Source organism: Pseudomonas sp. rhizo66, from assembly GCF_031931925.1.
Classification (GTDB): Bacteria; Pseudomonadota; Gammaproteobacteria; order Pseudomonadales; family Pseudomonadaceae; genus Aquipseudomonas.
In genome coordinates this window covers 1-21805 of sequence record NZ_JAUJWZ010000036.1, presented here as the reverse complement: position 1 = coordinate 21805, position 21805 = coordinate 1, and the positions used below count along the sequence as shown (strand labels likewise).

The 21805-nt window shown below is 58.7% G+C and carries 24 protein-coding genes and 1 pseudogene; 10 read left to right on the top strand and 15 right to left on the bottom strand.

Translation table 11 applies throughout. The features are described from left to right. Positions 1-1057 precede the first annotated feature (1057 nt). The 4 genes from infA to trxB all read right to left on the bottom strand — a co-directional run bounded on the left by infA (position 1058) and on the right by trxB (position 3857). Entirely contained in the window at positions 1058-1276 is a 219-nt protein-coding gene (gene infA / locus QZR14_RS27525) for a translation initiation factor IF-1 (RefSeq protein ID WP_002553999.1), read from the bottom strand. Positions 1277-1388: 112 nt separating this feature from the next. Then, positions 1389-2096, bottom strand: a complete 708-nt coding sequence (locus QZR14_RS27520; RefSeq protein ID WP_250608269.1) for an arginyltransferase — start codon at positions 2094-2096, stop codon at positions 1389-1391. Positions 2097-2153: 57 nt separating this feature from the next. Then, positions 2154-2834, bottom strand: a complete 681-nt coding sequence (gene aat / locus QZR14_RS27515) for a leucyl/phenylalanyl-tRNA--protein transferase (protein ID WP_311998260.1) — start codon at positions 2832-2834, stop codon at positions 2154-2156. 63 nt (positions 2835-2897) lie between these two features. Beyond that, a complete protein-coding gene (gene trxB / locus QZR14_RS27510) occupies positions 2898-3857 on the bottom strand; it encodes a thioredoxin-disulfide reductase (RefSeq protein ID WP_311998259.1) in 960 nt (319 codons plus the stop codon). A 297-nt stretch (positions 3858-4154) separates the two neighbouring features. Here trxB and QZR14_RS27505 point away from each other — a divergent pair, with 297 nt between their 5' ends. The 6 genes from QZR14_RS27505 to cysG all read left to right on the top strand — a co-directional run bounded on the left by QZR14_RS27505 (position 4155) and on the right by cysG (position 11787). Beyond that, positions 4155-6563, top strand: coding sequence for a DNA translocase FtsK (locus QZR14_RS27505; protein ID WP_311998258.1), 2409 nt, complete (start codon positions 4155-4157; stop codon positions 6561-6563). Between the two features lie 67 nt (positions 6564-6630). Beyond that, on the top strand, positions 6631-7251 hold the full coding sequence (gene lolA / locus QZR14_RS27500; RefSeq protein WP_311998257.1) for an outer membrane lipoprotein chaperone LolA: 621 nt from the start codon (positions 6631-6633) through the stop codon (positions 7249-7251). A gap of 148 nt (positions 7252-7399) precedes the next feature. Continuing rightward, positions 7400-8722, top strand: a complete 1323-nt coding sequence (locus QZR14_RS27495; RefSeq protein WP_034155144.1) for a replication-associated recombination protein A — start codon at positions 7400-7402, stop codon at positions 8720-8722. Beyond that, positions 8722-9096 carry a fluoride efflux transporter CrcB gene (crcB, locus tag QZR14_RS27490; RefSeq protein ID WP_250608277.1) on the top strand — a complete coding sequence of 125 codons (375 nt, stop codon included), beginning with the start codon at positions 8722-8724 and terminating at the stop codon, positions 9094-9096. The genes QZR14_RS27495 and crcB overlap by 1 nt, the downstream gene beginning before the upstream one ends. Before the next feature lie 15 nt (positions 9097-9111). Continuing rightward, a complete protein-coding gene (gene serS / locus QZR14_RS27485; protein WP_038369693.1) occupies positions 9112-10392 on the top strand; it encodes a serine--tRNA ligase in 1281 nt (426 codons plus the stop codon). Continuing rightward, complete coding sequence (cysG, locus tag QZR14_RS27480; RefSeq protein ID WP_311998256.1) at positions 10393-11787, top strand: siroheme synthase CysG; 1395 nt, start codon at positions 10393-10395, stop codon at positions 11785-11787. It begins immediately after the preceding gene. Between the two features lie 94 nt (positions 11788-11881). On the opposite strand, the gene QZR14_RS27475 is transcribed toward cysG, so the two are convergent. From QZR14_RS27475 to QZR14_RS27440, 8 genes are all read right to left on the bottom strand, one after another. Next, a complete protein-coding gene (locus tag QZR14_RS27475) occupies positions 11882-12883 on the bottom strand; it encodes a glutathione S-transferase family protein (RefSeq protein WP_311998255.1) in 1002 nt (333 codons plus the stop codon). Between the two features lie 91 nt (positions 12884-12974). Next, positions 12975-13976, bottom strand: a complete 1002-nt coding sequence (locus tag QZR14_RS27470) for a glycosyl transferase family protein (protein ID WP_311998254.1) — start codon at positions 13974-13976, stop codon at positions 12975-12977. Further along, positions 13973-14308 (bottom strand): TusE/DsrC/DsvC family sulfur relay protein, encoded by a 336-nt coding sequence (locus tag QZR14_RS27465; RefSeq protein ID WP_311998253.1) that lies wholly within the window; start codon positions 14306-14308, stop codon positions 13973-13975. The genes QZR14_RS27470 and QZR14_RS27465 overlap by 4 nt, the downstream gene beginning before the upstream one ends. Beyond that, entirely contained in the window at positions 14305-14598 is a 294-nt protein-coding gene (tusB, locus tag QZR14_RS27460; RefSeq protein ID WP_311998252.1) for a sulfurtransferase complex subunit TusB, read from the bottom strand. Before tusB ends, QZR14_RS27465 begins: the two co-directional genes overlap by 4 nt. Further along, the gene (tusC, locus tag QZR14_RS27455) at positions 14598-14954 is read right to left on the bottom strand and encodes a sulfurtransferase complex subunit TusC (protein WP_311998251.1); all 357 of its coding nucleotides are present in this window, start codon (positions 14952-14954) and stop codon (positions 14598-14600) included. Before tusC ends, tusB begins: the two co-directional genes overlap by 1 nt. Position 14955: 1 nt before the next feature. Next, positions 14956-15348, bottom strand: a complete 393-nt coding sequence (gene tusD / locus QZR14_RS27450) for a sulfurtransferase complex subunit TusD (protein ID WP_250608290.1) — start codon at positions 15346-15348, stop codon at positions 14956-14958. Between the two features lie 244 nt (positions 15349-15592). Next, complete coding sequence (locus QZR14_RS27445; RefSeq protein WP_311998250.1) at positions 15593-16297, bottom strand: YoaK family protein; 705 nt, start codon at positions 16295-16297, stop codon at positions 15593-15595. Positions 16298-16322: 25 nt separating this feature from the next. After that, on the bottom strand, positions 16323-16652 hold the full coding sequence (locus QZR14_RS27440) for a DUF6388 family protein (protein WP_250608294.1): 330 nt from the start codon (positions 16650-16652) through the stop codon (positions 16323-16325). A 134-nt stretch (positions 16653-16786) separates the two neighbouring features. Here QZR14_RS27440 and QZR14_RS27435 point away from each other — a divergent pair, with 134 nt between their 5' ends. Further along, positions 16787-17137 carry a hypothetical protein gene (locus QZR14_RS27435; protein ID WP_250608296.1) on the top strand — a complete coding sequence of 117 codons (351 nt, stop codon included), beginning with the start codon at positions 16787-16789 and terminating at the stop codon, positions 17135-17137. A gap of 64 nt (positions 17138-17201) precedes the next feature. Here QZR14_RS27435 and QZR14_RS27430 read toward each other — a convergent pair whose 3' ends face one another. Continuing rightward, a complete protein-coding gene (locus QZR14_RS27430; RefSeq protein WP_250608298.1) occupies positions 17202-17627 on the bottom strand; it encodes a GNAT family N-acetyltransferase in 426 nt (141 codons plus the stop codon). A gap of 147 nt (positions 17628-17774) precedes the next feature. Here QZR14_RS27430 and QZR14_RS27425 point away from each other — a divergent pair, with 147 nt between their 5' ends. The 3 genes and pseudogenes from QZR14_RS27425 to QZR14_RS27415 form a co-directional block, all read left to right on the top strand. Next, positions 17775-18212 (top strand): hemerythrin domain-containing protein, encoded by a 438-nt coding sequence (locus QZR14_RS27425; RefSeq protein ID WP_311998249.1) that lies wholly within the window; start codon positions 17775-17777, stop codon positions 18210-18212. Between the two features lie 221 nt (positions 18213-18433). Further along, positions 18434-19069 carry a lytic polysaccharide monooxygenase auxiliary activity family 9 protein gene (locus QZR14_RS27420; RefSeq protein ID WP_311998248.1) on the top strand — a complete coding sequence of 212 codons (636 nt, stop codon included), beginning with the start codon at positions 18434-18436 and terminating at the stop codon, positions 19067-19069. A 43-nt stretch (positions 19070-19112) separates the two neighbouring features. After that, positions 19113-20150, top strand: a pseudogene (locus tag QZR14_RS27415) (chitinase); the annotation flags it as partial. A gap of 221 nt (positions 20151-20371) precedes the next feature. Here the strand turns inward: QZR14_RS27415 and QZR14_RS27410 are convergent. Together QZR14_RS27410 and QZR14_RS27405 are read right to left on the bottom strand one after the other, a co-directional pair. Then, the gene (locus QZR14_RS27410) at positions 20372-20800 is read right to left on the bottom strand and encodes a DUF6896 domain-containing protein (protein ID WP_311998245.1); all 429 of its coding nucleotides are present in this window, start codon (positions 20798-20800) and stop codon (positions 20372-20374) included. After that, positions 20797-21805 (bottom strand): RHS repeat-associated core domain-containing protein (locus QZR14_RS27405; RefSeq protein ID WP_311998244.1); only part of this gene is annotated, 1009 nt, incomplete at its 5' end. The genes QZR14_RS27405 and QZR14_RS27410, both read right to left, overlap by 4 nt.

Genomic DNA, 21805 nt, shown 5'->3' with positions numbered 1-21805 from the left:
CGTCACTTTTTCCAGGCGCCGAAAAAGTAACCAAAAAGGCTTGCTCCTACGTGCGGCCCGCTCGCTGGGGCTCGGGGTTCCTTCGCTCCGGGATCGATCCGGGCGCAGCGCCTACGGTTTGCTTCGCTGCACCTCCTCTCGCTGTGTTTGGCTTCGCCAAACGGTCGCTACGCTCCCACCCCCGGATCAATCCCTCCGCTCAGCCTTCCGACGTCGCCCGTGGATCAAGATCAAAAGCTGCAGCCGAGCTAACGCTCATCCTGTTGAGTGGTGAAGAGCATGCGGTCGGCTTTTGTTCGGTGTTGGATTCACCCCTCACCCCAGCCCTCTCCCCGAGGAGAGGGAGCCGATTTGTGGGCTTTTCAGAATCTGAGTTCGACTCGATATCGCATGTCGGCGTAGCTCTCCCAAACGCCCTGGTCAGTCCCCTCTGCATCCGGGAGTGGAGGGAGAGGGGCCGATTTATGTGTTTTTCAAAACCTGAGTTCAACGCGGTATCGCATGTCGGCGTACCTCTCCCAAACACCCCGGTCAGTCCCCTCTACATCCGGGAGTGGAGGGAGAGGGGCCGATTTGTGTGCTTTTCAAAGCCTCAGTTCGACGCGGTATCGCACGTCGGCGTAGTTCTCCCAAACAACTCGGTCAGTCCCCTCTCCCTCTGGGAGAGGGCTAGGGTGAGGGGCTTTTGATCTGGCTTTTGATCTTGCTTCGGCTCTTGATCTTTTGCCCCTTCGGCAGGCCGAGCGGAGGTGTTCATCCGGGGGTAGGCGCGCAGCGCCGTGCGGCGAAGCCGCATTCATCGAGAGGAGGTGCAGCGAAGCAAACCGTAGGCGATGCCCCCGAATGGACACCGTAGCTCGGGAACCCCGAGCTCCGGCGAGCGGGCCGTACGCCAGGGGCAAAGCCTTTTGCTTACTTTTCGGCGTTTGGAAAAGTGAGTCGCTGTAAGAGCGAAACCGCCAGCGGCAGCATCCGCAGAAACGGATATACACACAAAACCAACAAAACGCAGATACAAAAACGCCCGGCATAAACCGGGCGTCTTGTATTGACTTGATTAACGAGCGCGGTAAGTGATGCGCCCTTTGCTCAAGTCATAGGGCGTCAGCTCGACGCGCACTTTGTCACCGGTAAGAATACGAATGTAGTTCTTGCGCATCTTGCCGGAAATATGCGCGGTTACGACGTGCCCATTTTCCAACTCCACACGAAACATGGTGTTGGGCAGGGTGTCGACGACAGTGCCTTCCATTTCGAAGCTGTCTTCTTTCGACATGCAGTAAAGCCCTCGGTATCCAATGAATGGCCCGGTGCAACTGCGCCAGGCAAAAGCGGCGTGCATTGTGCCCGAAAAATGGTGTTTACGCCAAGGGGTTTACGGCTTGGGTTTAGTTGAGGATCACCCAGCGCTGATTAATCAGCAATTCGATGGGACGATATTGCGTCTTGTAGTTCATCTTTTTGCAGTTCTTGATCCAGTAACCGAGGTATACCGCCTCAAGCCCGAGGCGCTGGCTCTCGGCGATTTGCCAGAGGATGGCAAATCGGCCAAGGCTGCGGCGTTCTTCGGCGGGTTCGTAGAAGGTGTACACGGCTGACAAACCGTTCGGCAGCAAATCGGTGACCGCTACGGCGAGCAACCGTCCGTCGAGTCGGAACTCGTAAAAGCGCGAGAACGGCAAATCGCGGACCAGAAACGTCGCGAATTGATCACGGCTCGGCGGGTACATGTCGCCGTCGGCGTGACGTTGTTCGATGTAACGCTGGTACAGATCGAAATATTCTTCGCTGAACTGCGGCTTGGCCGGGCGCACCTGCAAATCCGTGTTGCGCTTGAAAATCCGCTTCTGCTGACGATTGGGCATGAACTGCGCCACGGGGATGCGCGCAGGAACGCACGCATTGCAGTTCTGGCAATGCGGGCGGTACAGATGATCGCCGCTGCGACGAAAGCCCATTTCCGACAGGTCTGCGTAGACATGCACATCCATGGGCTGGCTCGGATCGAGAAACAGGGTCGTGGCCTGCTCCTCGGGCAGATAACTGCAAGAGTGAGGCTGAGTGGCATAGAACTTCAAACGCGCCAACTCGGTCATGATCAACCCTCGGGATAAGCTGGTGAATTAAGTGTAAGCCACGCGCGCAAAAGTCGCTCAGCAAACCCAAGTGGCATGATTGGGTTGATCCAGGTGGCGAGCCAGATAGTCGGCGAATTCGTGGCGAGGAATCGCTCGGGCACCGAGGTTGTGCAGGTGATCGGTCGGCATCTGGCAGTCGATCAGCACGAATCCCGAGTCTTTCAGGTGACGCACCAGGGTGGCAAAGCCGAATTTCGAGGCGTTGTCGGCGCGGCTGAACATTGACTCACCAAAAAACAGTTGACCCATCGCCAGGCCGTACAGGCCACCGACCAGTTCGCCCTGATCCCAGACCTCCACCGAATGAGCAAAGCCGCGACGATGCAACTCAATGTACGCGTCCTGCATGGCTTCGGTGATCCAAGTGCCGTCCGCGTAATCCCGTGGTGCGGCGCAGGCGCGGATCACGGCATCGAAATCCTGATCGAAGGTCACTTGATAGCGTGCCTGGCGCAGGAGTTTGCCGAGGCTGCGCGAGACATGCAGTTCGTCGGGAAACAACACCGTGCGCGGATCCGGCGACCACCAGAGAATCGGTTGGCCCTCGGAAAACCACGGAAAGCAGCCGTGGCGATATGCCTGAATCAGCCGATCGGCCGACAGATCGCCACCGGCGGCGAGCAATCCGTTGGGGTCGCGCATGGCCTTTTCCAGCGGCGGAAACGTCAGGGAATTACGTTGTAACCAAGTCAGCATGGCATCCAGGCTTGCAGAAGGGGAGGGCGGTGCGGGCTGTATGGCCCGCGATAAAGTGTGCCGTTAAATGACAGGAATGTCGTCCAGATACTTCTCGGCGTCGAGTGCGGCCATGCAGCCAGCGCCCGCCGACGTCACCGCCTGACGGTAAACGTGGTCGGCTACATCACCAGCGGCAAACACCCCGGGGATCTCGGTGGCGGTAGCGTCGCCGTCGCTGCCGCCCTTGACCCGCAAATAGCCGTCGTGCATCGCCAGTTGGCCCTGGAACAGATCGGTGTTGGGTTTGTGACCAATGGCGATGAATACCCCGGCCAGCGCCAGATCAAGGGTTTCACCGGTATGACTGTCACGCAGTCGCGCGCCGGTGACGCCGCTGGCATCGCCCAGCACTTCGTCGAGATTCTGGTTCCAGTGCAGGCGCACGTTGCCGTTGGCGGCTTTCTCGAACAGTTTGTCCTGAAGAATCTTCTCCGCGCGCAGTTTGTCGCGACGGTGGATCAGGTGTACTTCCTTGGCGATGTTCGACAGGTACAGGGCTTCCTCGACCGCGGTATTGCCGCCGCCGACCACGGCGACCACCTGATTGCGATAGAAAAAGCCGTCGCAGGTCGCACAGGCGGAAACACCTTTGCCGGCAAAGGCCTCTTCCGAGGGTAGTCCCAGGTATTGCGCCGAGGCGCCGGTGGCAATGATCAGGGCGTTGCAGGTGTAGGTGCCGCTGTCGCCGACAAGCTCGAACGGGCGTTGCTGCAACTTGGCGGTGTGGATGTGGTCGTAAACGATCTCTGTGGCAAAGCGTTCGGCGTGTTTCTGCATGCGCTCCATCAGCACCGGGCCGGTGAGGCCTTCGACGTCGCCGGGCCAGTTGTCGACCTCGACGGTGGTGGTGAGCTGGCCACCGGCCTGCAGGCCGGTGATGACCACGGGTTTGAGGTTGGCGCGGGCGGCATACACGGCAGCGCTGTAACCGGCCGGACCGGAGCCGAGGATGATCAGGCGTGAATGCTTCGCTACGTTCATCAAATACACCTCATAAGCCTTTGTCACAAAAGGTAATGCATGCTCAAATTGAGTCGCGGGTTCTATGTGCTTGACTATGCTCAATCCTGGGGCTTGAAGCATGGCATCGCACGCACAAACCCGTACAATGCCGGGCTGTTACAGAATGTTCGCGGTGCGCTGTGTTTATAAAAGCGGTAGCACAGTGTTAAAAGTAGTCTCAGTTGTGCTCGTTAACTTTTTTACCTGCCTGGATTGGGCAGTTTTTTATCGTCATTCAATAGATGGACGCGCCTCGGGCGCAGGAAAAGAAGCGTTTTGAAGAAATCCACCGAAGCACCAAAAACAGTCGTTCCGCTCTGGCGCCAGCAGTTGCACTACCGGCTCAAGGAAGGTGCATTGATCGCCATCGGTGCCTTGTGCCTGTTCCTGATGATGGCTTTGCTGACCTACGGCAAGGACGATCCGGGCTGGAGCCACAACAGCAAGATCGATGACGTACAGAATTTCGGCGGCCCGGCGGGTTCCTACAGCGCCGACATCCTGTTCATGGTGCTGGGTTACTTCGCCTACATCTTCCCGTTGTTGCTGGCGATCAAGGCGTACCAGATCTTCCGCCAGCGCCACGAGCCGTGGCAGTGGAGCGGCTGGCTGTTCTCCTGGCGCCTGATCGGTCTGGTGTTTCTGGTGCTGTCCGGCGCTGCGCTGGCGCATCTGCACTTCCACGCGGCCTCGGGCCTGCCGGCGGGCGCTGGTGGTGCGCTGGGCGAAAGCCTTGGCAATCTGGCGAAGAATGCGCTGAACATTCAGGGCAGCACGCTGTTGTTCATCGCGCTGTTCCTGTTTGGCCTGACGGTGTTTACCGACCTGTCGTGGTTCAAGGTGATGGACATCACCGGCAAGATCACCCTCGACCTGTTCGAACTGTTCCAGGGCGCGCTAAATCGTTGGTGGTCGGCGCGTACCGAACGCAAACAACTGGTCGCGCAACTGCGTGAAGTCGATGATCGCGTCCACGACGTGGTCGCGCCGACAGTCACCGACAAGCGTGAGCAGGCCAAAGTCAAAGAACGCCTGATCGAACGTGAGCAAGCCCTGAGCAAGCACATGTCCGACCGCGAGAAACAAGTGCCGCCGGTCATTGCGCCAGCTCCAGCCAAAGCGCCCGAGCCAAGCAAGCGCGTGCAGAAAGAGAAGCAAGTGCCGTTGTTCGTCGACAGCGCCGTGGAAGGCACCTTGCCGCCGATCTCGATTCTTGACCCTGCGGAAAAGAAACAACTCAATTACTCACCGGAATCCCTGGCGGCGGTCGGCCATTTGCTGGAGATCAAGCTCAAGGAGTTCGGTGTCGAGGTCACGGTGGATTCTATTCACCCGGGCCCGGTGATTACCCGTTACGAAATTCAGCCTGCTGCCGGCGTCAAAGTCAGCCGCATCGCCAACCTCGCCAAAGACCTTGCACGTTCGCTGGCCGTGACCAGTGTGCGTGTGGTCGAGGTGATTCCGGGCAAGACCACCGTCGGTATCGAGATCCCTAACGAAGACCGGCAGATCGTGCGCTTCTCCGAGGTGCTGTCGACGTCTGAATACGACAACTTCAAGTCGCCGGTCACCCTGGCTCTGGGTCACGACATCGGCGGCAAGCCGGTCATCACTGACCTGGCGAAGATGCCGCACTTGCTGGTGGCCGGTACGACCGGTTCCGGTAAGTCGGTGGGTGTCAACGCGATGATCCTGTCGATCCTGTTCAAGTCCGGCCCGGAAGACGCCAAGCTGATCATGATCGACCCGAAGATGTTGGAACTGTCGATCTACGAAGGCATTCCGCACCTGCTGTGCCCGGTCGTCACCGACATGAAGGACGCCGCCAACGCTCTGCGCTGGAGCGTTGCCGAGATGGAGCGCCGCTACAAGCTGATGGCGAAGATGGGCGTGCGCAACCTGTCCGGCTTCAACGCCAAGGTCAAGGAAGCCCAGGATGCCGGCGAGCCGTTGAGCGATCCGCTGTACAAGCGTGAAAGCATCCACGACGAAGCGCCGTTGCTACAGAAGCTGCCGACCATCGTTGTGGTGGTCGACGAATTCGCCGACATGATGATGATCGTCGGCAAAAAAGTTGAAGAACTGATCGCCCGTATCGCCCAGAAGGCCCGTGCGGCAGGTATCCACCTGATCCTCGCGACCCAGCGGCCGTCGGTGGATGTGATCACCGGCCTGATCAAGGCGAACATTCCGACCCGTATGGCGTTCCAGGTGTCGAGCAAGATCGACTCCCGCACCATCATCGATCAGGGTGGCGCCGAACAACTGTTGGGCCACGGTGACATGCTCTACATGCCGCCGGGTACCAGCCTGCCGATCCGGGTTCACGGTGCATTTGTATCCGACGATGAAGTACACCGAGTGGTCGAAGCGTGGAAACTGCGCGGCGCACCGGAATACAACGACGACATCCTCAACGGTGTCGAAGAGGCGGGTAGCGGTTTTGAAGGCAGCAGCGGTGGTGGCGACGGCGATGATCCGGAAGCTGACGCGCTGTACGACGAAGCTGTACAGTTTGTCCTGGAAAGCCGTCGCGCCTCGATTTCCGCAGTACAGCGCAAGCTGAAGATCGGTTACAACCGCGCCGCACGGATGATCGAAGCCATGGAAATGGCCGGGGTCGTCACCTCGATGAACACCAACGGTTCCCGTGAAGTCCTGGCCCCGGGCCCGGTACGCGACTGATTGCAAACGCAAGAGGCGGGACAATGATGTGCCGCCGCTCTCCCAACGAGTATTCAAGAGGACTCCCATGCGTCTTATCCGCATGCTGCTGCCAGTACTGGCGCTGACCACGCTCACGGCCCACGCCGATGACAAGGACGTGGAGCGTTTGACCCAATTGCTGGAAACATCCAAGACCCTGAGCGCGAACTTCTCGCAGCTGACCCTCGACGGCAGCGGCACGCAGTTGCAGGAAACCACCGGCAACATGACCCTGCAGCGTCCGGGCCTGTTCTACTGGCACACCAACGCGCCGGCCGAGCAGACCATGGTTTCCGATGGCAAGAAGGTCACCCTGTGGGATCCGGACCTGGAACAGGCGACCATCAAGAAGCTCGACGAGCGTCTGACCCAGACCCCGGCGCTGCTGTTGTCCGGTGATGTGTCGAAGATCAGCCAGAGCTTTGATATCACCGCGAAAGAAGCGGGCGGCGTGATCGACTTCACGCTGAAGCCGAAAACCAAAGACACCCTGTTCGATAACCTGCGTCTGTCGTTCCGCAACGGTCTGCTCAACGACATGCAACTGATCGACAGCGTCGGCCAGCGCACCAATATCCTGTTTACCGGGGTCAAGGCCAACGAGCCGGTATCGGCATCGAAGTTCAAGTTCGACATCCCCAAGGGTGCGGACGTGATCCAGGAATAAACACGAAACCCTGTGGGAGCGAGCCTGCTCGCGAATGCGGTGTATCAGTCACCATTAATGTTGAATGGACCATTGCATTCGCGAGCAGGCTCGCTCCCACAGGGACAATGATCTGCTCCAGATCAAATAGAGGTTTCAACGCTACGTGATGGATCTGTTTCGCAGTGCACCGATTGCCCAGCCACTGGCCGCGCGTTTGCGTGCGACCAATCTGGATGAGTACGTCGGTCAGGAGCACGTGCTCGCTCGCGGCAAGCCTCTGCGTGAGGCGCTGGAGCAGGGTGCCCTGCATTCGATGATCTTCTGGGGGCCGCCAGGCGTGGGTAAAACCACGCTGGCGCGGTTGCTCGCGGAAGTCTCCGATGCGCACTTCGAAACGGTCTCGGCAGTGCTTGCCGGGGTCAAAGAGATCCGTCAGGCCGTTGAAATCGCCAAACAGCAGGCCGGCCAGTACGGCAAGCGCACGATTCTGTTCGTCGATGAAGTGCACCGCTTCAACAAATCCCAGCAGGACGCGTTTCTGCCTTACGTTGAAGACGGCACGCTGATCTTCATCGGCGCCACCACCGAAAATCCTTCGTTCGAACTCAACAACGCTCTGTTGTCGCGTGCCCGTGTCTACGTGCTGAAAAGCCTCGACGAAGCGGCGCTGCGCAAACTGGTGCACCGTGCACTGACCGAGGAGCGCGGTCTGGGCAAGCGCAACCTGACGCTCAACGACGAAGGCTTCCAGATGTTGCTGTCGGCTGCCGATGGTGATGGCCGGCGTCTGCTCAACCTGCTGGAAAACGCCTCGGACCTGGCTGAAGACAACAGCGAGATCGGCACCGAGCTGCTGCAGAGCCTGCTCGGCGATACCCGTCGGCGTTTCGACAAGGGTGGCGAGGCGTTCTACGACCAGATATCGGCGCTGCACAAATCCGTGCGCGGCTCGAATCCTGACGGTGCGCTGTACTGGTTCGCACGCATGATCGATGGCGGTTGCGATCCGCTGTACCTGGCCCGGCGCGTGGTGCGCATGGCCAGCGAAGACATTGGTAACGCCGACCCGCGCGCACTCAGCCTGTGCCTCGCGGCGTGGGAAGTGCAGGAACGTCTCGGCAGCCCGGAAGGCGAGTTGGCCGTAGCCCAGGCCATCACTTATCTGGCCTGTGCGCCGAAAAGCAACGCGGTGTACATGGGCTTCAAAACCGCCTTGCGCGCCGCCGCTGAAAACGGTTCGCTGGAAGTGCCGCTGCACCTGCGCAACGCGCCGACCAAGCTGATGAAACAATTGGGCTACGGTGACGAATACCGTTACGCCCACGATGAGCCGGACGCTTACGCCGCCGGCGAAGACTATTTCCCGGAAGAGCTTGATCCCATCCCGTTCTACCAACCGGTGCCGCGCGGCCTGGAGTTGAAGATCGGCGAGAAGCTCAACCACCTCGCTCAACTTGATCGTTTAAGCCCTCGGCAACGGAGAAAATAGTGCTTCCATTGGTCATTGCAGTCTCCGCCGGCGGGGTTGCCGGCACCTTGTTGCGCTTCGCCACCGGTAATTGGGTCAACGCCAATTGGCCGCGGCACTTCTATACCGCGACGCTGGCCGTTAATATCGTGGGCTGCCTGCTGATTGGCGTGTTGTACGGCCTGTTTTTGATACGCCCGGAAGTGCCGATCGAGGTGCGGGCCGGGTTGATGGTCGGCTTCCTCGGGGGGCTGACGACTTTTTCATCCTTTTCACTGGATACGGTGCGCCTGCTGGAAAGCGGGCAGGTGCCGCTGGCCCTGGGCTATGCGGCACTCAGCGTATTCGGCGGGCTGCTCGCGACGTGGGCTGGCCTGTCCTTGACCAAACTTTGATAACGAGAAACCGACATGCTCGATTCCAAACTGTTACGTAGCAACCTTCAGGACGTAGCGGACCGCCTGGCTTCCCGTGGCTTTGCCCTGGACACCGCGCGCATCGAAGCGCTGGAAGAACAGCGCAAGACCGTCCAGACCCGCACCGAAGCACTGCAGGCTGAGCGTAACGCGCGTTCCAAATCCATCGGTCAGGCCAAGCAGCGCGGCGAAGACATCGCGCCATTGATGGCGGACGTCGAGCGCATGGCGGGCGAACTGAGTGCCGGTAAGGTCGAGCTGGACGCGATCCAGACCGAACTGGACTCGATCCTGCTCGGTATCCCGAACCTGCCACACGAATCCGTGCCGGTTGGCAAGGACGAAGACGACAACGTTGAAGTGCGCCGCTGGGGTACACCAACCGCGTTCGACTTCGAAGTGAAAGACCACGTTGCCCTGGGCGAGAAGTTCGGCTGGCTGGATTTCGAAACCGCCGCCAAGCTGTCCGGCGCCCGTTTCGCTCTGCTGCGCGGCCCGATCGCCCGTCTGCATCGCGCGCTGGCGCAGTTCATGATCAACCTGCACGTCAACGAGCATGGCTACGAAGAGGCTTACACGCCTTATCTGGTTCAGGCCCCGGCGCTGCAAGGCACCGGTCAACTGCCGAAGTTCGAAGAAGACCTGTTCAAGATCGCTCGCGAAGGCGAAGCCGATCTGTACCTGATTCCGACGGCTGAAGTGTCGCTGACCAATATCGTGGCCGGCGAAATCGTCGACTCGAAACTGTTGCCGATCAAGTTCGTCGCGCACACTCCGTGCTTCCGCAGTGAAGCCGGCGCATCGGGCCGTGACACGCGCGGCATGATTCGTCAGCACCAGTTCGACAAAGTTGAAATGGTCCAGATCGTTGAGCCATCGCAATCGATGGAAGCGCTGGAAGGCCTGACTGCCAACGCCGAGAAAGTCCTGCAACTGCTTGGTCTGCCGTACCGCACCCTGGCGCTGTGCACTGGCGACATGGGCTTCAGCGCGGTCAAGACTTACGATCTGGAAGTGTGGATCCCGAGCCAGGACAAGTACCGCGAGATTTCGTCGTGCTCGAACTGCGGTGACTTCCAGGCCCGTCGTATGCAAGCGCGTTTCCGCAATCCGGAAACCGGCAAGCCTGAACTGGTGCACACCCTGAACGGTTCCGGTCTGGCGGTCGGTCGTACCCTGGTTGCCGTGCTGGAAAACTACCAGCAGGCCGACGGTTCGATCCGTGTGCCGGACGTACTCAAGCCGTATATGGGTGGCCTTGAGGTCATCGGCTAAATGAAATATCTGCCGCTGTTTCACAACCTGCGCGGCAGTCGTGTGTTGGTCGTCGGTGGGGGGGAAATTGCCTTGCGCAAATCCCGCCTGCTGGCCGATGCCGGTGCGCTGCTGCGGGTGGTCGCACCTGAAATCGAAACGCAACTGCGTGAGCTGGTCACTGCTTCTGGCGGTGAGTGCCTGTTGCGCGGTTACGTCGAGGCGGATCTCGACGGTTGCGGGTTGATTATTGCCGCCACCGACGATGAGACGCTGAACGCCCAAGTCTCCACCGATGCGCACAAGCGCTGCGTGCCGGTCAACGTGGTCGATGCGCCTGCCTTGTGCAGCGTGATCTTCCCGGCGATCGTCGATCGTTCGCCGCTGATCATTGCCGTGTCCAGCGGCGGCGATGCACCGGTACTGGCGCGTTTGATTCGGGCCAGGATCGAAACCTGGATTCCATCGACCTACGGCCAATTGGCCGGACTCGCCGCGCGTTTCCGCAATCAGGTGAAAAACCTTTTTCCGGATGTGCAGCAGCGTCGTGGTTTCTGGGAAGACGTGTTTCAGGGGCCGATTGCCGAACGGCAGATGGCCGGGCAGGGCGCCGAAGCAGAGCGTCTGCTGCAAGCCAAGATCGATGGCGAAGCCATGGTCACGACCGGCGAGGTGTATCTGGTCGGCGCGGGCCCGGGCGATCCGGACTTGCTGACGTTCAAGGCTTTGCGTCTGATGCAACAGGCCGATGTGGTGCTGTACGACCGCTTGGTGGCGCCAGCGATTCTTGAGCTGTGCCGTCGTGATGCCGAGCGGGTCTATGTCGGCAAGCGTCGTTCTGATCACGCCGTGCCGCAGGATCAGATCAACCAGCAACTGGTCGATCTGGCCAAGGCCGGCAAGCGCGTGGTGCGCCTGAAGGGTGGTGATCCGTTTATCTTCGGCCGGGGCGGCGAAGAGATCGAAGAACTGGCAGCCCACGGCATTCCATTCCAGGTCGTGCCGGGGATTACGGCGGCCAGCGGTTGCGCGGCGTATGCCGGGATTCCGCTGACGCATCGTGATTACGCGCAGTCCGTGCGTTTTGTTACCGGGCATTTGAAGGACGGCTCCACCGATCTGCCATGGGTCGACCTCGTCGCGCCGGCGCAGACGTTGGTGTTCTACATGGGCCTGGTCGGGTTGCCGGTCATCTGCGAACAACTGATCAAACACGGTCGTTCAGCCGATACCCCGGCGGCATTGATCCAGCAGGGCACCACGGTCAATCAGCGGGTCTTTACCGGCACATTGGCTGACCTGCCGCGACTGGTGGCGGAGCATGAAGTACATGCGCCGACATTGGTCATCGTCGGTGAAGTGGTGCAACTGCGCGAGAAACTGGCGTGGTTCGAAGGGGCTCAGGCGCAGGTCTGAATCAGATCAAAAGATCGCAGCCTTCGGCAGCTCCTACAGAGGAACGCATTCTCAAGTAGGAGCTGCCGAAGGCTGCGATCTTTTGCTTCTGCTGTTAGCCCTTTAACCAAACCCCTTTGCCAGCCAACCGCGCCCGATCATGGGCCACGGTGAAATCCTGTTCCGGCCCCTTCGGCACAACCCCTGTCGGGTTGATGGTCTTGTGACTGCCGTAGTAGTGGTTCTTGATGTGCTGGAAGTCCACCGTCTCGGCGATCCCCGGCCACTGATACAGCTCACGCAGCCAGTTCGACAGATTCGGGTAATCGGCAATCCGCCGCAGGTTACACTTGAAATGGCCGTGGTACACCGCGTCAAAACGAATCATCGTGGTGAACAAGCGGATATCCGCCTCCGTCAGGTACTCACCCGACAAGTAGCGATTGGCACCCAGCAGCTGCTCCAGATGATCCAGCTCGGCAAACACCTCATCGAACGCCTCTTCATAAGCCTGCTGCGATGTCGCAAAGCCTGCGCGATACACGCCGTTGTTCACGGCCGGATAAATCCGCTCGTTCAGCGCGTCGATCTCGCCGCGTAATGGCGCCGGGTAGAAGTCCAGATCATTGCCGGTCAGATCATCAAACGCACTGTTGAACATGCGGATGATTTCCGCCGATTCGTTACTGACGATGCGCTTGAGTTTTTTGTCCCACAGCACTGGCACCGTGACGCGGCCGGTGTAATCGGCAGTGTCGGCGGTATAGCGCTGGTGCATGAATTCAAAGCCATCGAGCCTGTCGCCGGTCGAGCCAAGCGCGGTGTCGAAGGTCCAGCCGTTCTCCAGCATCAACCAACTGACCACCGAGACGTCGATCAGACTTTCCAGGCTTTTTAGCTTGCGCAGAATCAGCGTGCGGTGCGCCCATGGGCAGGCGAGGGAAACATAGAGGTGATAGCGCCCGGCTTCGGCGGCAAATCCGCCTTCACCACTGGGGCCGGGTTCGCCGTTGGCGGTTACCCAATTGCGGCGCTTGGCCTGTTCGCGCTGAAACGCGCCGTCCTTGCTGCTTTCGTACCACTTGTCCTGCCAGTGGCCGTCGACGAGTAAACCCATGATCAAGACTCCGTAAACCAATAATCGTTGGAGTCGAGTCTATTCCGATGAGTTCGAACAAAAAGCGCAAAGATCGGGCGCGAATGATCGGTTAAATCGATTTGTTCCGCGCGGCCCAGTATTGCTCGGCAGTTGCGAAGGCTTGCTCACGGCTCTGGCCGAGTCCACGCAGGGCCAGCGCCATGGTCGCAATCAAGGCCATTTGCGGGTAACTGTCGACCACATCACCACGCCAGACGGCTTTCAGATGTTCAATGTCCAGAGTCGCCGGTTTGACGTGGCGCTGCGCCGACAATTGTGGCCATTCCTCGTCCCAGCTGTCGCCGCCGGTGGTGCCGTAGAGGTGGCTGTCGGCATCCGGGTTGATCTCGATTTCGCCGCCATCGCCTTTGACTACAATCGCCGTATCGCCAAGCAATCCGCTGGCATCGCGATGCACTGCCTGGTAGCCAGGGTGAAAAATGCTTTGCAGGCCGCAGCGCGCGCCCAGCGGATTGAGGATCCGTGCCAGCGAATGGATCGGCGAGCGCAGGCCGAGGGTGTTGCGCAAATCGATCATTTTCTGCAACTGCGGCGCCCAGTCCACCAGCGGCATGAAGGCCAGGCCACCGTTGTCCAGCGCCGCGCCGACCTGTTGCCAGGTGCGACACAAGGGAATGTTCAATTCGCCAAGCAATTGCTCGCTGTACAGACGCCCGGCGGTGTGTGCGCCGCCGCCGTGCATGAAGATGCGCGCGCCGTTCTGCGCCAGGCACTTGGCCGCCAGCAGATACCAAGGCAGATGGCGCTTCTTGCCGGCATAGGTTGGCCAGTCCAGGTCAACGTTCAGCTTCGGCGCCTGCAAGCGCTCGCGCAGCGCTTCAGTGAACCCGGCCATCTCCTCGGCGCTTTCTTCCTTGTGCCGCAGCAACATCAGGAACGCGCCGAGCTGGGTGTCTTCAACCGTGTCGTCGAGCACCATGCCCATGGCTTCCCGGGCTTCTTCGCGCGTCAGATCGCGAGCGCCACGTTTGCCTTTGCCGAGGATGCGCACGAATTGGGCGAATGGGTGTTCGGCAGGCGTTTCGAGGGTCAGTGCTGGAAAGTCGGTCATAGACAGTTCGTCGGTTTGGGCAGGCCCGCCAGTTTTGCGGCGAGTTTGGCGGGGGTGCCTTTGAACAATCGGTTCAGGTGCAGGCTGTTGCCTTTGTCCGGGCCGAGTTTCAATGCGGTGTACTTGATCAATGGTCGGGTGGCCGGGGACAGCTGGAATTCGGCGTAGAAGCTGCGCAGCAGTTCGAGGACTTCCCAGTGTTCGGGCGTCAACACGATGTCCTCGGCGGCGGCGAGGGCGCTGGCCACATCAGCCGACCAGTCGCTCAGGTCGACGAGAAAACCGTCCTTGTCCAGTTCGATGGCGCGGGCGCCGACGGTCATGGAAGTCATAGCCAACTGTTGACCTTTTCGTGGTGGATCGACAGCTCGACAAAGGCTGGGTAATCGATGGTTTCGGCCCAGTCCGGGACTTCAATGGCGCGCGCCTGTGCATCCTCGGCCAGAACCCATAATTTGATCTGACGGCTTTGCAGGGTGGTGAACGGCACGGTGCCCGGTTGCAACGCATACACCGCATCGCCGCAGAGCAGCAACGCATCATTGCTGCCGATCAAGCGCAGGCAACTGGTCAGGCGATCGTCGCCGAAGGGGGAATGAGACAACACATGCAAAGTCGACATCAGAGGGTAATCACCTGGTCGTAACGGTCAATAAGGGCGGTGATTTGCTCGGCGGTGAGCGGCTGCGCTTCGTCCAGCGACAGATTGCCGAGCCCGCGCGTGCTGGCGCTGTCGGCGCAGTAAAACAATTCTTCGACGCCGAACATCGGCAGCGCCTGCAGGTTGGCGCTCAAGTCTTTCTGCTGCAGGGCCTTGGCGTTCTGCGCGGCGGCGAGTTGCAGCACGCCATCATCGAGAAACAACAAGCCGATCGGTAGATCGAAAGCGCCACCGGCCAGCACGATGTCCAAGGCCTCGCGGGCACCGGGGCCAGACCATGGCGATTGACGGCTGATGATCAACAGGGATTTGGCCATCTCACGCACCTCCGAAGCAGATCAGGCGGTCTGCGTCTTGTACCGCATCATGCAACTGACCGAGGCCGGACAATTCCCACGGCTCACTGATGGAGACGGCGTCACGCTGATAGCGCTTGGCTTCGTCAGCGTTCAGCGCACCACGGCGCAGGGCGGCGGCGATGCACACCACGCCGTCCAGCTTCTGTTCGGTGATGAAGGTGCGCCATTGTTGGGGCAGGTTCAGTTCGTCCTGCGGGGTGACCACCGCATCCGAAGCGTTGTACACGCCATCCTGATAGAAAAACAGCCGGGCAATTTCATGCCCACCGGCCAGCGCGGCTTGCGCAAAGAGCAGGGCGCGGCGCGAGGAGGGTGCATGGGCGGCGGAAAACAGCGCAATGGCGAACTTCATGACGGACTCGATCAGCAAAACTGCGGCCATGATAAAGCTTTATCGAGGCAGCCGCGAAACCCAAGTTGCACACACCGCTTTTGGGCGAACAACTGTCCACCTGCTGCTCTTGGGGACAGTGCGAATTCATGTAGGAGCTGCGGCACGCTGCGATCTTTTGATCTTGATCTTTAAAAGCAAGATCAAAAGATCGCAGCCTCGTTTCACTCGACAGCTCCTACATGAGCGTTGGTTCAGGAATCCGTTAGCGGGGCATGTAACCCAGTTGCCAGCGCCGCGGGATTTTCAGTGAGAACAGCCCGATGATTGCAGCCAGCAAACCGCTGACAAACATTGCCTGGAGTCCCAAATGCTGTTCCAGCACCGCCCCCAGAATCGCACCGAAAAACATCCCGCTCCAGGGCACCAGTTGCACCCGCCAGCCGCTGCGCCGTTCGCCGAGCATCCAGCGCCCCAACCCACGGCCGAACCGCGACAAGGCGCCGGTCACGTAAGTCAGCCCGACCGGCAAGCCGTTCACCTCTTCAACCGACGCGTTGAGCATGCCCATCGCAATAATGGCCGCCATCAGCGCCGGCAATTGGCTGTCGAATGGCCAGGCGGCTGCCGCGCACAGCAGGGTGGCGATGCACAGCAGCAACGGCAGCGCCCGGCGTCCACCGAAACAGGCAACGATAACGCCCAGGGCGTTCCCGGCTATAAAAGTGGCGACGAGGATCAGCAAACGCAGGGTCAGCCCGATATCGCCATCGCTGATCGCCACGGCAAGTCGGGTGGTGTTGCCGCTCATGAACGAGACAAAGTCGCCGCTGGCCATAAAACCGATGGCGTCGGTCATCCCGGCCAGGACCGAGAGGCTGGCCACCAGCGCCAGACCAATCCGTCCGCGCCACTTTTGTGTGTGCAGGTGGCCGGGGCTGGCGCGGTGAGTCGAGGCGGATGGCAGCATCGGTAGGGGTGTCCTTGGGCGCAGGTTACGGTTCTATGCCATACAGATCGCAATATTCCAGCCAGCCCATATGAGCCATTTCTGCGACTTCACGGTGTACCTCAAGGCGCTGGGCTTGGTATTCCTCAGGCGTTGAGGCCGTCAGTAGCAGTGTCAGCTCCCAGGCAAACAGACCTTGTTGTTCCGCCTCGGCCTCGAACGCTTCATGCAGTCGTTCTTCACGATACTGCGCTTGCGTTTCGCCCTTGGCCTGGGCCAGCAACGGGTTGAGATGGTCGAGGGTTTCGCGCAGTTCGGGACGCGCGTCGAGAAACACTTTCAGAGCATGTTCATGTCGCTGGTCGGTAGGCGCCATGTGTTTTCCTTGTGAGGCTGATGACCTTAGGTTGCCGCAGCGGCCTGCGCCTGTCGCGCTATAAATGCAGTAAAGCAGAACGATTCCTGCTGCTGCGATGATACAGTCCGCTTTTTTCTGAATGAGCGAATGCAATGCGAATTCTGATGGTAGCGCTGGCCGCAACACTGCTGGCCGGTTGCGCAGGCTCGGTGATGGACGATGCTCGCACGAAAACCCCGTACAAGGTGTTGACCTCGGACAAAGCCGAAAAAGACGTGGCGCGCTGTGTGCAATTCGGCTGGCAGGACGAAGCGGTGTTCGGGGTGGATGCGGCGGCGTATCTGGAACCCCGTAAATCGGGCGGGACGACCGTGTATACCCGTTCGGCAGAGTCGTTTGTCGACGTAATCACTGAAGCGTCGGGGACGACGCTGAATTACTACGCGCAGAAGGACGACTTTGTCGCCAAGCGCCGGTTGGCAGCGTTGGCGACCTGTTTGTAGAGCCAATGGTCGCGGTGAGGCTCAAGCCGCCTTCGCGAGCTTGCTCGCGAAGGGGCCAACGCAGTCAACTGATAAGCCGCTTTTGGAAGAAATGCCGCTTATGTCCCAGTGGGTAATCCAGAATCTCTCCGCATTCGCTAAATCCAAGCTTCTTGTAAAACTCAGGTGCCTGAAAGGAGAAGGTGTCGAGCCAGATGCCAACGCAGTTTTTTTCTCGCGCCAGATCCTCCGCCCTTTGCATCAACTGCGAACCAATGCCCTTTCCGCGGCCCTGTTCCGGCACCGCCAGTAACTCAATGAACAGCCAACGATAGAACGTGTGGCCATACAATCCACCGAGTATAGCGTCGTGTTCATCACGCACTAACAGAGCGATCGGCTCGAATGTCGAGGGTCCGGCTTTGGCAACGTTGTGCGCGCGCAGCGGCGCGAGGATGGCTGTGCGTTCTTCCTCGGTAGGGTTTTGTGACAGCTCGATGCGCAGGTTCATGCCCGACTTCCTTGTGATGTGAGCCCGCAGCCTATCCTGCCCGGCAGTGATTTTCCAAGCCCCTCTCAACCCGGTGGAACTGCCGCTCACGCGCCGGGGTCTAGCTTCTACAGCGTCATTCCAGCACGCGGTTGATAAGGATCCCCCATGAATATTTTCGAAGCCCTTCGCGAAAGCCACGACCGCCAGCGTACTTACGCCAAAACCCTGATCGAAACCAGCGGCGATACGCCGGAGCGGGTCGAAGCCTACAAACAGCTCAAGGCAGAGCTCCAGGCTCATGAAACTGCTGAGGAGCGCCATTTCTACATTCCGTTGATGGAGCTTGATGAGGGGGTCGATCTGAGCCGCCATGCCATCGCTGAACACCATGAAATGGACGAGATGATGGAAGAACTCGACGAGACCGAGATGTCCAGTCCGGCGTGGCTGGCGACCGCCAAGAAGCTGTCGGACAAGGTTCATCATCATTTGAAAGAAGAAGAGCAGAAGTTCTTCCAGATGGCTGGCAAATTGCTCAACGAAAAACAGAAAGTACAACTCGCCGGGCAGTACGAAAAGGAGTTCCAGGCACAGCTGTCGTGAGTACTGAATGGCAGTTTTTGCAGCATCGGCGTGTAATCTTTTGGCGCTATCTCGGGTGGGATTTATCGTAGGTAGCTGTATATCCATCCAGTATTTGCGCTGTTTTGCTGACTTGCACTCACTGACTGCGACAAAACCGCCGATGGACAAAAAATTCGTCTCCGTTAGCTTGAAGGCCTCTCCTCGGAAAGGAGAGTTCTTAAATCAACGGAGTGAAAAACATGAATCAACCACAAGCCCAAACCCAACTGCGACACGGTCGTGTCATTTCCCCTGCAAGCCGCGGTGCGGTGGCGATTGAGCAAGGACTGCTCGGTGCCTGGCAGGTCAACGAGATGGAAGGCGGGAAGAATTTCCCGGCGCTGGCAGCGGGGCCGTTTCCGGCGCCTTATCAAAGCGACTCGGACAGTGTCACGCCTCCGGCCGACGGCTACATTCTCAGCGGTGGCAAGAGTGATGCCCGCGACTGCGTGAACTTCACCAATGAGGAAATGAGCAAGAAGCTCGCTCGTCCGTTCACCTGGCCGCTGCTCAATGTCTCCCCGGGCCAAACCCTCGAAATCAAGTGGGAATACACCGCGCCGCACACCACGCGCGGTTACCGCTGGCTGATTACCAAGGACGGTTGGGACCCGAAACAGCGCATTACCCGTGCGCAACTGGAAGCTCAACCGTTCTTCGAGGACTTCTACGCTCAGGTGCCGTATTACAGCTACCCGAATGAACTGAAGGCCAAGGTCAATCACGCGGTGAAACTGCCGGTCAACAAGAAAGGCCACCACGTAATCGTGCTGATGTGGATCGTCGCCAACACCGGCAACGCCTTCTATCAGGCCTTCGACGTCGACTTCAAATAACGGCGCTGCGTCGCCAAATCCACAGGTTCTGAAGGATTAGAACATGTCAAATATCGATTTCTCTTTAGTGCAAAACGCCGCGAGCGATGCCGCTTCGCTGATGCCGAGCATTGCCGGCAAAAAGATCCTCATGGGCTTCTGGCACAACTGGCCCGCAGGCCCGAGCGATGGTTACCGCCAGGGCCGCTTTGCCAGCCTTTCGCTGGAAGAAGTGCCCAAGGAGTACAACGTGGTCGCGGTGGCCTTTATGAAGGGCAGCGGGATTCCGACCTTCAAGCCGTTCAACGTTTCCGATGCCGAGTTCCGCCGTCAGGTTGGCGTACTCAACAGCCAAGGGCGGGCTGTGTTGATTTCCCTCGGCGGTGCCGATGCGCACATCGAGTTGCGCAGCGGTCAGGAACAACCGCTGGCCAATGAAATCATCCGTCTGGTGGAAACCTACGGCTTCGACGGGCTGGACATCGATCTTGAACAGAGCGCGATTGATTTCGCGGCCAACAAGACCGTCCTGCCGGCCGCACTGAAACTGGTCAAGGATCACTACGCAGGCCAAGGCAAGCACTTCATCATCAGCATGGCCCCGGAGTTTCCATACTTGACCAGCACTGGCAAATACCTGAGCTATCTGCAGGCACTGGAAGGCTACTACGACTTCATCGCCCCACAGTTCTACAACCAGGGTGGCGACGGTGTCTGGGTACCGGAAGCCAACAACGGCGCGGGTGCGTGGATTGCGCAGAACAACGATGCGCTGAAGGAAGATTTCCTTTATTACCTGACCGAAAGTCTGGTGACCGGCACACGCGGCTTCACCCGCATCGCGGCGGACAAATTCGTCATAGGCCTGCCGGCCAACAACGATGCGGCGGCAACCGGTTATGTGATCGACAAAACCGTGGTCGGTAATGTCCTCAAGCGTCTGGCGATCAAGGGGCTGCCGATCAAGGGCCTGATGACCTGGTCGGTGAATTGGGACAACGGCAGCAGCAAGGATGGCGTGCCGTATAGCTGGGAGTTCAGCCGGCGTTATGGGTCGTTGATTCACGGGGTGGGTTCCGTTGAGTCGGGGGGCGATGACAGGCTGTCGCACGTCGCTCGATAGGCGAAAAAGACCCGAGTAAATTGCCGTTCATCAGTGACCCGAGGAATGAAGATCCGGCTCATTGATGGACGACGCGACGGTGCCGCTGAATGATGCGGATGAGGGGTATGTGTATGAGCTGTGACGGTTTTTTGTAGTGAGTTGAGAGTATGTATTTGGTTTTTCAGGGCCTGATTCAACAGGCCCTTTTTTGGTCGTGTCTAATCGGTTTCTTTTGAGTCAGCCAATATATATAGGTTACTTATGCCTGACATTTTTTTTATTTTTTTTAGCTCTATATATTCTTTGAGTTCTTTTTTAATGGTTTCTTCATCGCAATATTTTCTATGTTTAGAGGGTCTTTCGCGGGCGAAGTTGTATAGACGCCAAGTATCAAAGCCATTGATTTCACCGTTGGGGCCATAGTCAAAATCTACGCTTCCTGTCGATAAATTGATGCGGCAGCCAATACCATGCAATTCATATTTAACGCCTCGAGTGACTCTCCCGCGTCGCTTTATTACCTTGGTGTACCAAAGCCTTCGAATGTCTCGAGTTCCAAACTTGCGTTCAAATATCAGGGTGCTGGACTCCACCATGGATATGAAGTCATTTATCAGGATGTCCAAAGTTTCATTTTGGTCGCTCATCTTCTTCTCCGGTGCTCCAATCTGTCCAGGCCCACATTATTTGCTGACTCTAATATGTCTTCAATGCTTCTTAGCGCTCCGTTATACGCTTTGAGATCGGTTATGAGTTTTATTGTCACATTAGTCGAAGTTTGCCGTGCAGCTGCTGCGCGATGGTGTCCGTCCAAAATATATAGATTGCCGTCATGTTCTATGACCTTGATGGGATCTGTTGGATCGTATCCGTTGCGCATTTTATTTTTATAATCCTCGACTGTCTTGGTTGAGGTTTTTCCCTCTATTGTATGTACTCGCTTCAAAGTTTTTGGATCTATATTGTGAGCAATTTCCGGTAGTTTCGGCTCACCCTCATCAACCTTAGCCCCACCAGCCCCACCCGGCACCTCACACTCAGGCTTATTCGGCGGCGGGCAGTTAGAGCTCAACCCCAGCGGATCCACCCACCCCGTCGGATTCGGCACGTACTGGTACTGATTCAACCCACCGGCCAACTTGATCGGATCCGGCGTCAGATACCGCCCCAGCCGCGGGTCGTAATACCGATGGCGGTTGTAATGCAGGCCGCTTTCGCCGTCGAAATACTGCCCCTGAAAGCGCAGCGGCTGGTTCAGGTAGTCTTCGCCGGCCAGGGTCAGCGTGGCGACTTTGCCGTAGGTGTCGTATTGCGCGGACCAGACGATTTCGCCGCTGTAGTCGGTGAGTTCCTGCGGGGTGCCGAGGTGGTCGAGTTGGTAGTAGAAGGGGCAGGCTTTTTTCGGGCCTTTGCCGTCGAGCAGGGCCAGCGGGCGGAAGGTGCCGGGTTCGTAGACGTAGCTGCGGTATTCGCTTTCGCTGCTTTCGGCGACGAGGTGGTCGCCTTGCCAGAAGAATTCGGTGGTCTCGCCGTTGACGGTTTTGCTGATGCGTCGGCCGAAAGCGTCGTACTTGTATGACGCGGTCTGGCCGTCGGGGCGGGTCAGGCCGATCAGGCGGTGCTGGCAGTCGTAGCGGTATTCGGTGACCAGT

Bases quoted from the DNA above. Each gene is read 5' to 3' on its own strand.
- infA (WP_002553999.1), bottom strand. From the start codon at position 1,276: ATGTCGAAAGAAGACAGCTTCGAAATGGAAGGCACTGTCGTCGACACC.
- QZR14_RS27520 (WP_250608269.1), bottom strand. From the start codon at position 2,096: ATGACCGAGTTGGCGCGTTTGAAGTTCTATGCCACTCAGCCTCACTCT.
- aat (WP_311998260.1), bottom strand. From the start codon at position 2,834: ATGCTGACTTGGTTACAACGTAATTCCCTGACGTTTCCGCCGCTGGAA.
- trxB (WP_311998259.1), bottom strand. From the start codon at position 3,857: ATGAACGTAGCGAAGCATTCACGCCTGATCATCCTCGGCTCCGGTCCG.
- lolA (WP_311998257.1), top strand. From the start codon at position 6,631: ATGCGTCTTATCCGCATGCTGCTGCCAGTACTGGCGCTGACCACGCTC.
- QZR14_RS27495 (WP_034155144.1), top strand. From the start codon at position 7,400: ATGGATCTGTTTCGCAGTGCACCGATTGCCCAGCCACTGGCCGCGCGT.
- serS (WP_038369693.1), top strand. From the start codon at position 9,112: ATGCTCGATTCCAAACTGTTACGTAGCAACCTTCAGGACGTAGCGGAC.
- cysG (WP_311998256.1), top strand. From the start codon at position 10,393: ATGAAATATCTGCCGCTGTTTCACAACCTGCGCGGCAGTCGTGTGTTG.
- QZR14_RS27475 (WP_311998255.1), bottom strand. From the start codon at position 12,883: ATGGGTTTACTCGTCGACGGCCACTGGCAGGACAAGTGGTACGAAAGC.
- QZR14_RS27470 (WP_311998254.1), bottom strand. From the start codon at position 13,976: ATGACCGACTTTCCAGCACTGACCCTCGAAACGCCTGCCGAACACCCA.
- QZR14_RS27465 (WP_311998253.1), bottom strand. From the start codon at position 14,308: ATGACTTCCATGACCGTCGGCGCCCGCGCCATCGAACTGGACAAGGAC.
- tusB (WP_311998252.1), bottom strand. From the start codon at position 14,598: ATGTCGACTTTGCATGTGTTGTCTCATTCCCCCTTCGGCGACGATCGC.
- tusC (WP_311998251.1), bottom strand. From the start codon at position 14,954: ATGGCCAAATCCCTGTTGATCATCAGCCGTCAATCGCCATGGTCTGGC.
- tusD (WP_250608290.1), bottom strand. From the start codon at position 15,348: ATGAAGTTCGCCATTGCGCTGTTTTCCGCCGCCCATGCACCCTCCTCG.
- QZR14_RS27445 (WP_311998250.1), bottom strand. From the start codon at position 16,297: ATGCTGCCATCCGCCTCGACTCACCGCGCCAGCCCCGGCCACCTGCAC.
- QZR14_RS27440 (WP_250608294.1), bottom strand. From the start codon at position 16,652: ATGGCGCCTACCGACCAGCGACATGAACATGCTCTGAAAGTGTTTCTC.
- QZR14_RS27435 (WP_250608296.1), top strand. From the start codon at position 16,787: ATGCGAATTCTGATGGTAGCGCTGGCCGCAACACTGCTGGCCGGTTGC.
- QZR14_RS27430 (WP_250608298.1), bottom strand. From the start codon at position 17,627: ATGAACCTGCGCATCGAGCTGTCACAAAACCCTACCGAGGAAGAACGC.
- QZR14_RS27425 (WP_311998249.1), top strand. From the start codon at position 17,775: ATGAATATTTTCGAAGCCCTTCGCGAAAGCCACGACCGCCAGCGTACT.
- QZR14_RS27420 (WP_311998248.1), top strand. From the start codon at position 18,434: ATGAATCAACCACAAGCCCAAACCCAACTGCGACACGGTCGTGTCATT.
- QZR14_RS27410 (WP_311998245.1), bottom strand. From the start codon at position 20,800: ATGAGCGACCAAAATGAAACTTTGGACATCCTGATAAATGACTTCATA.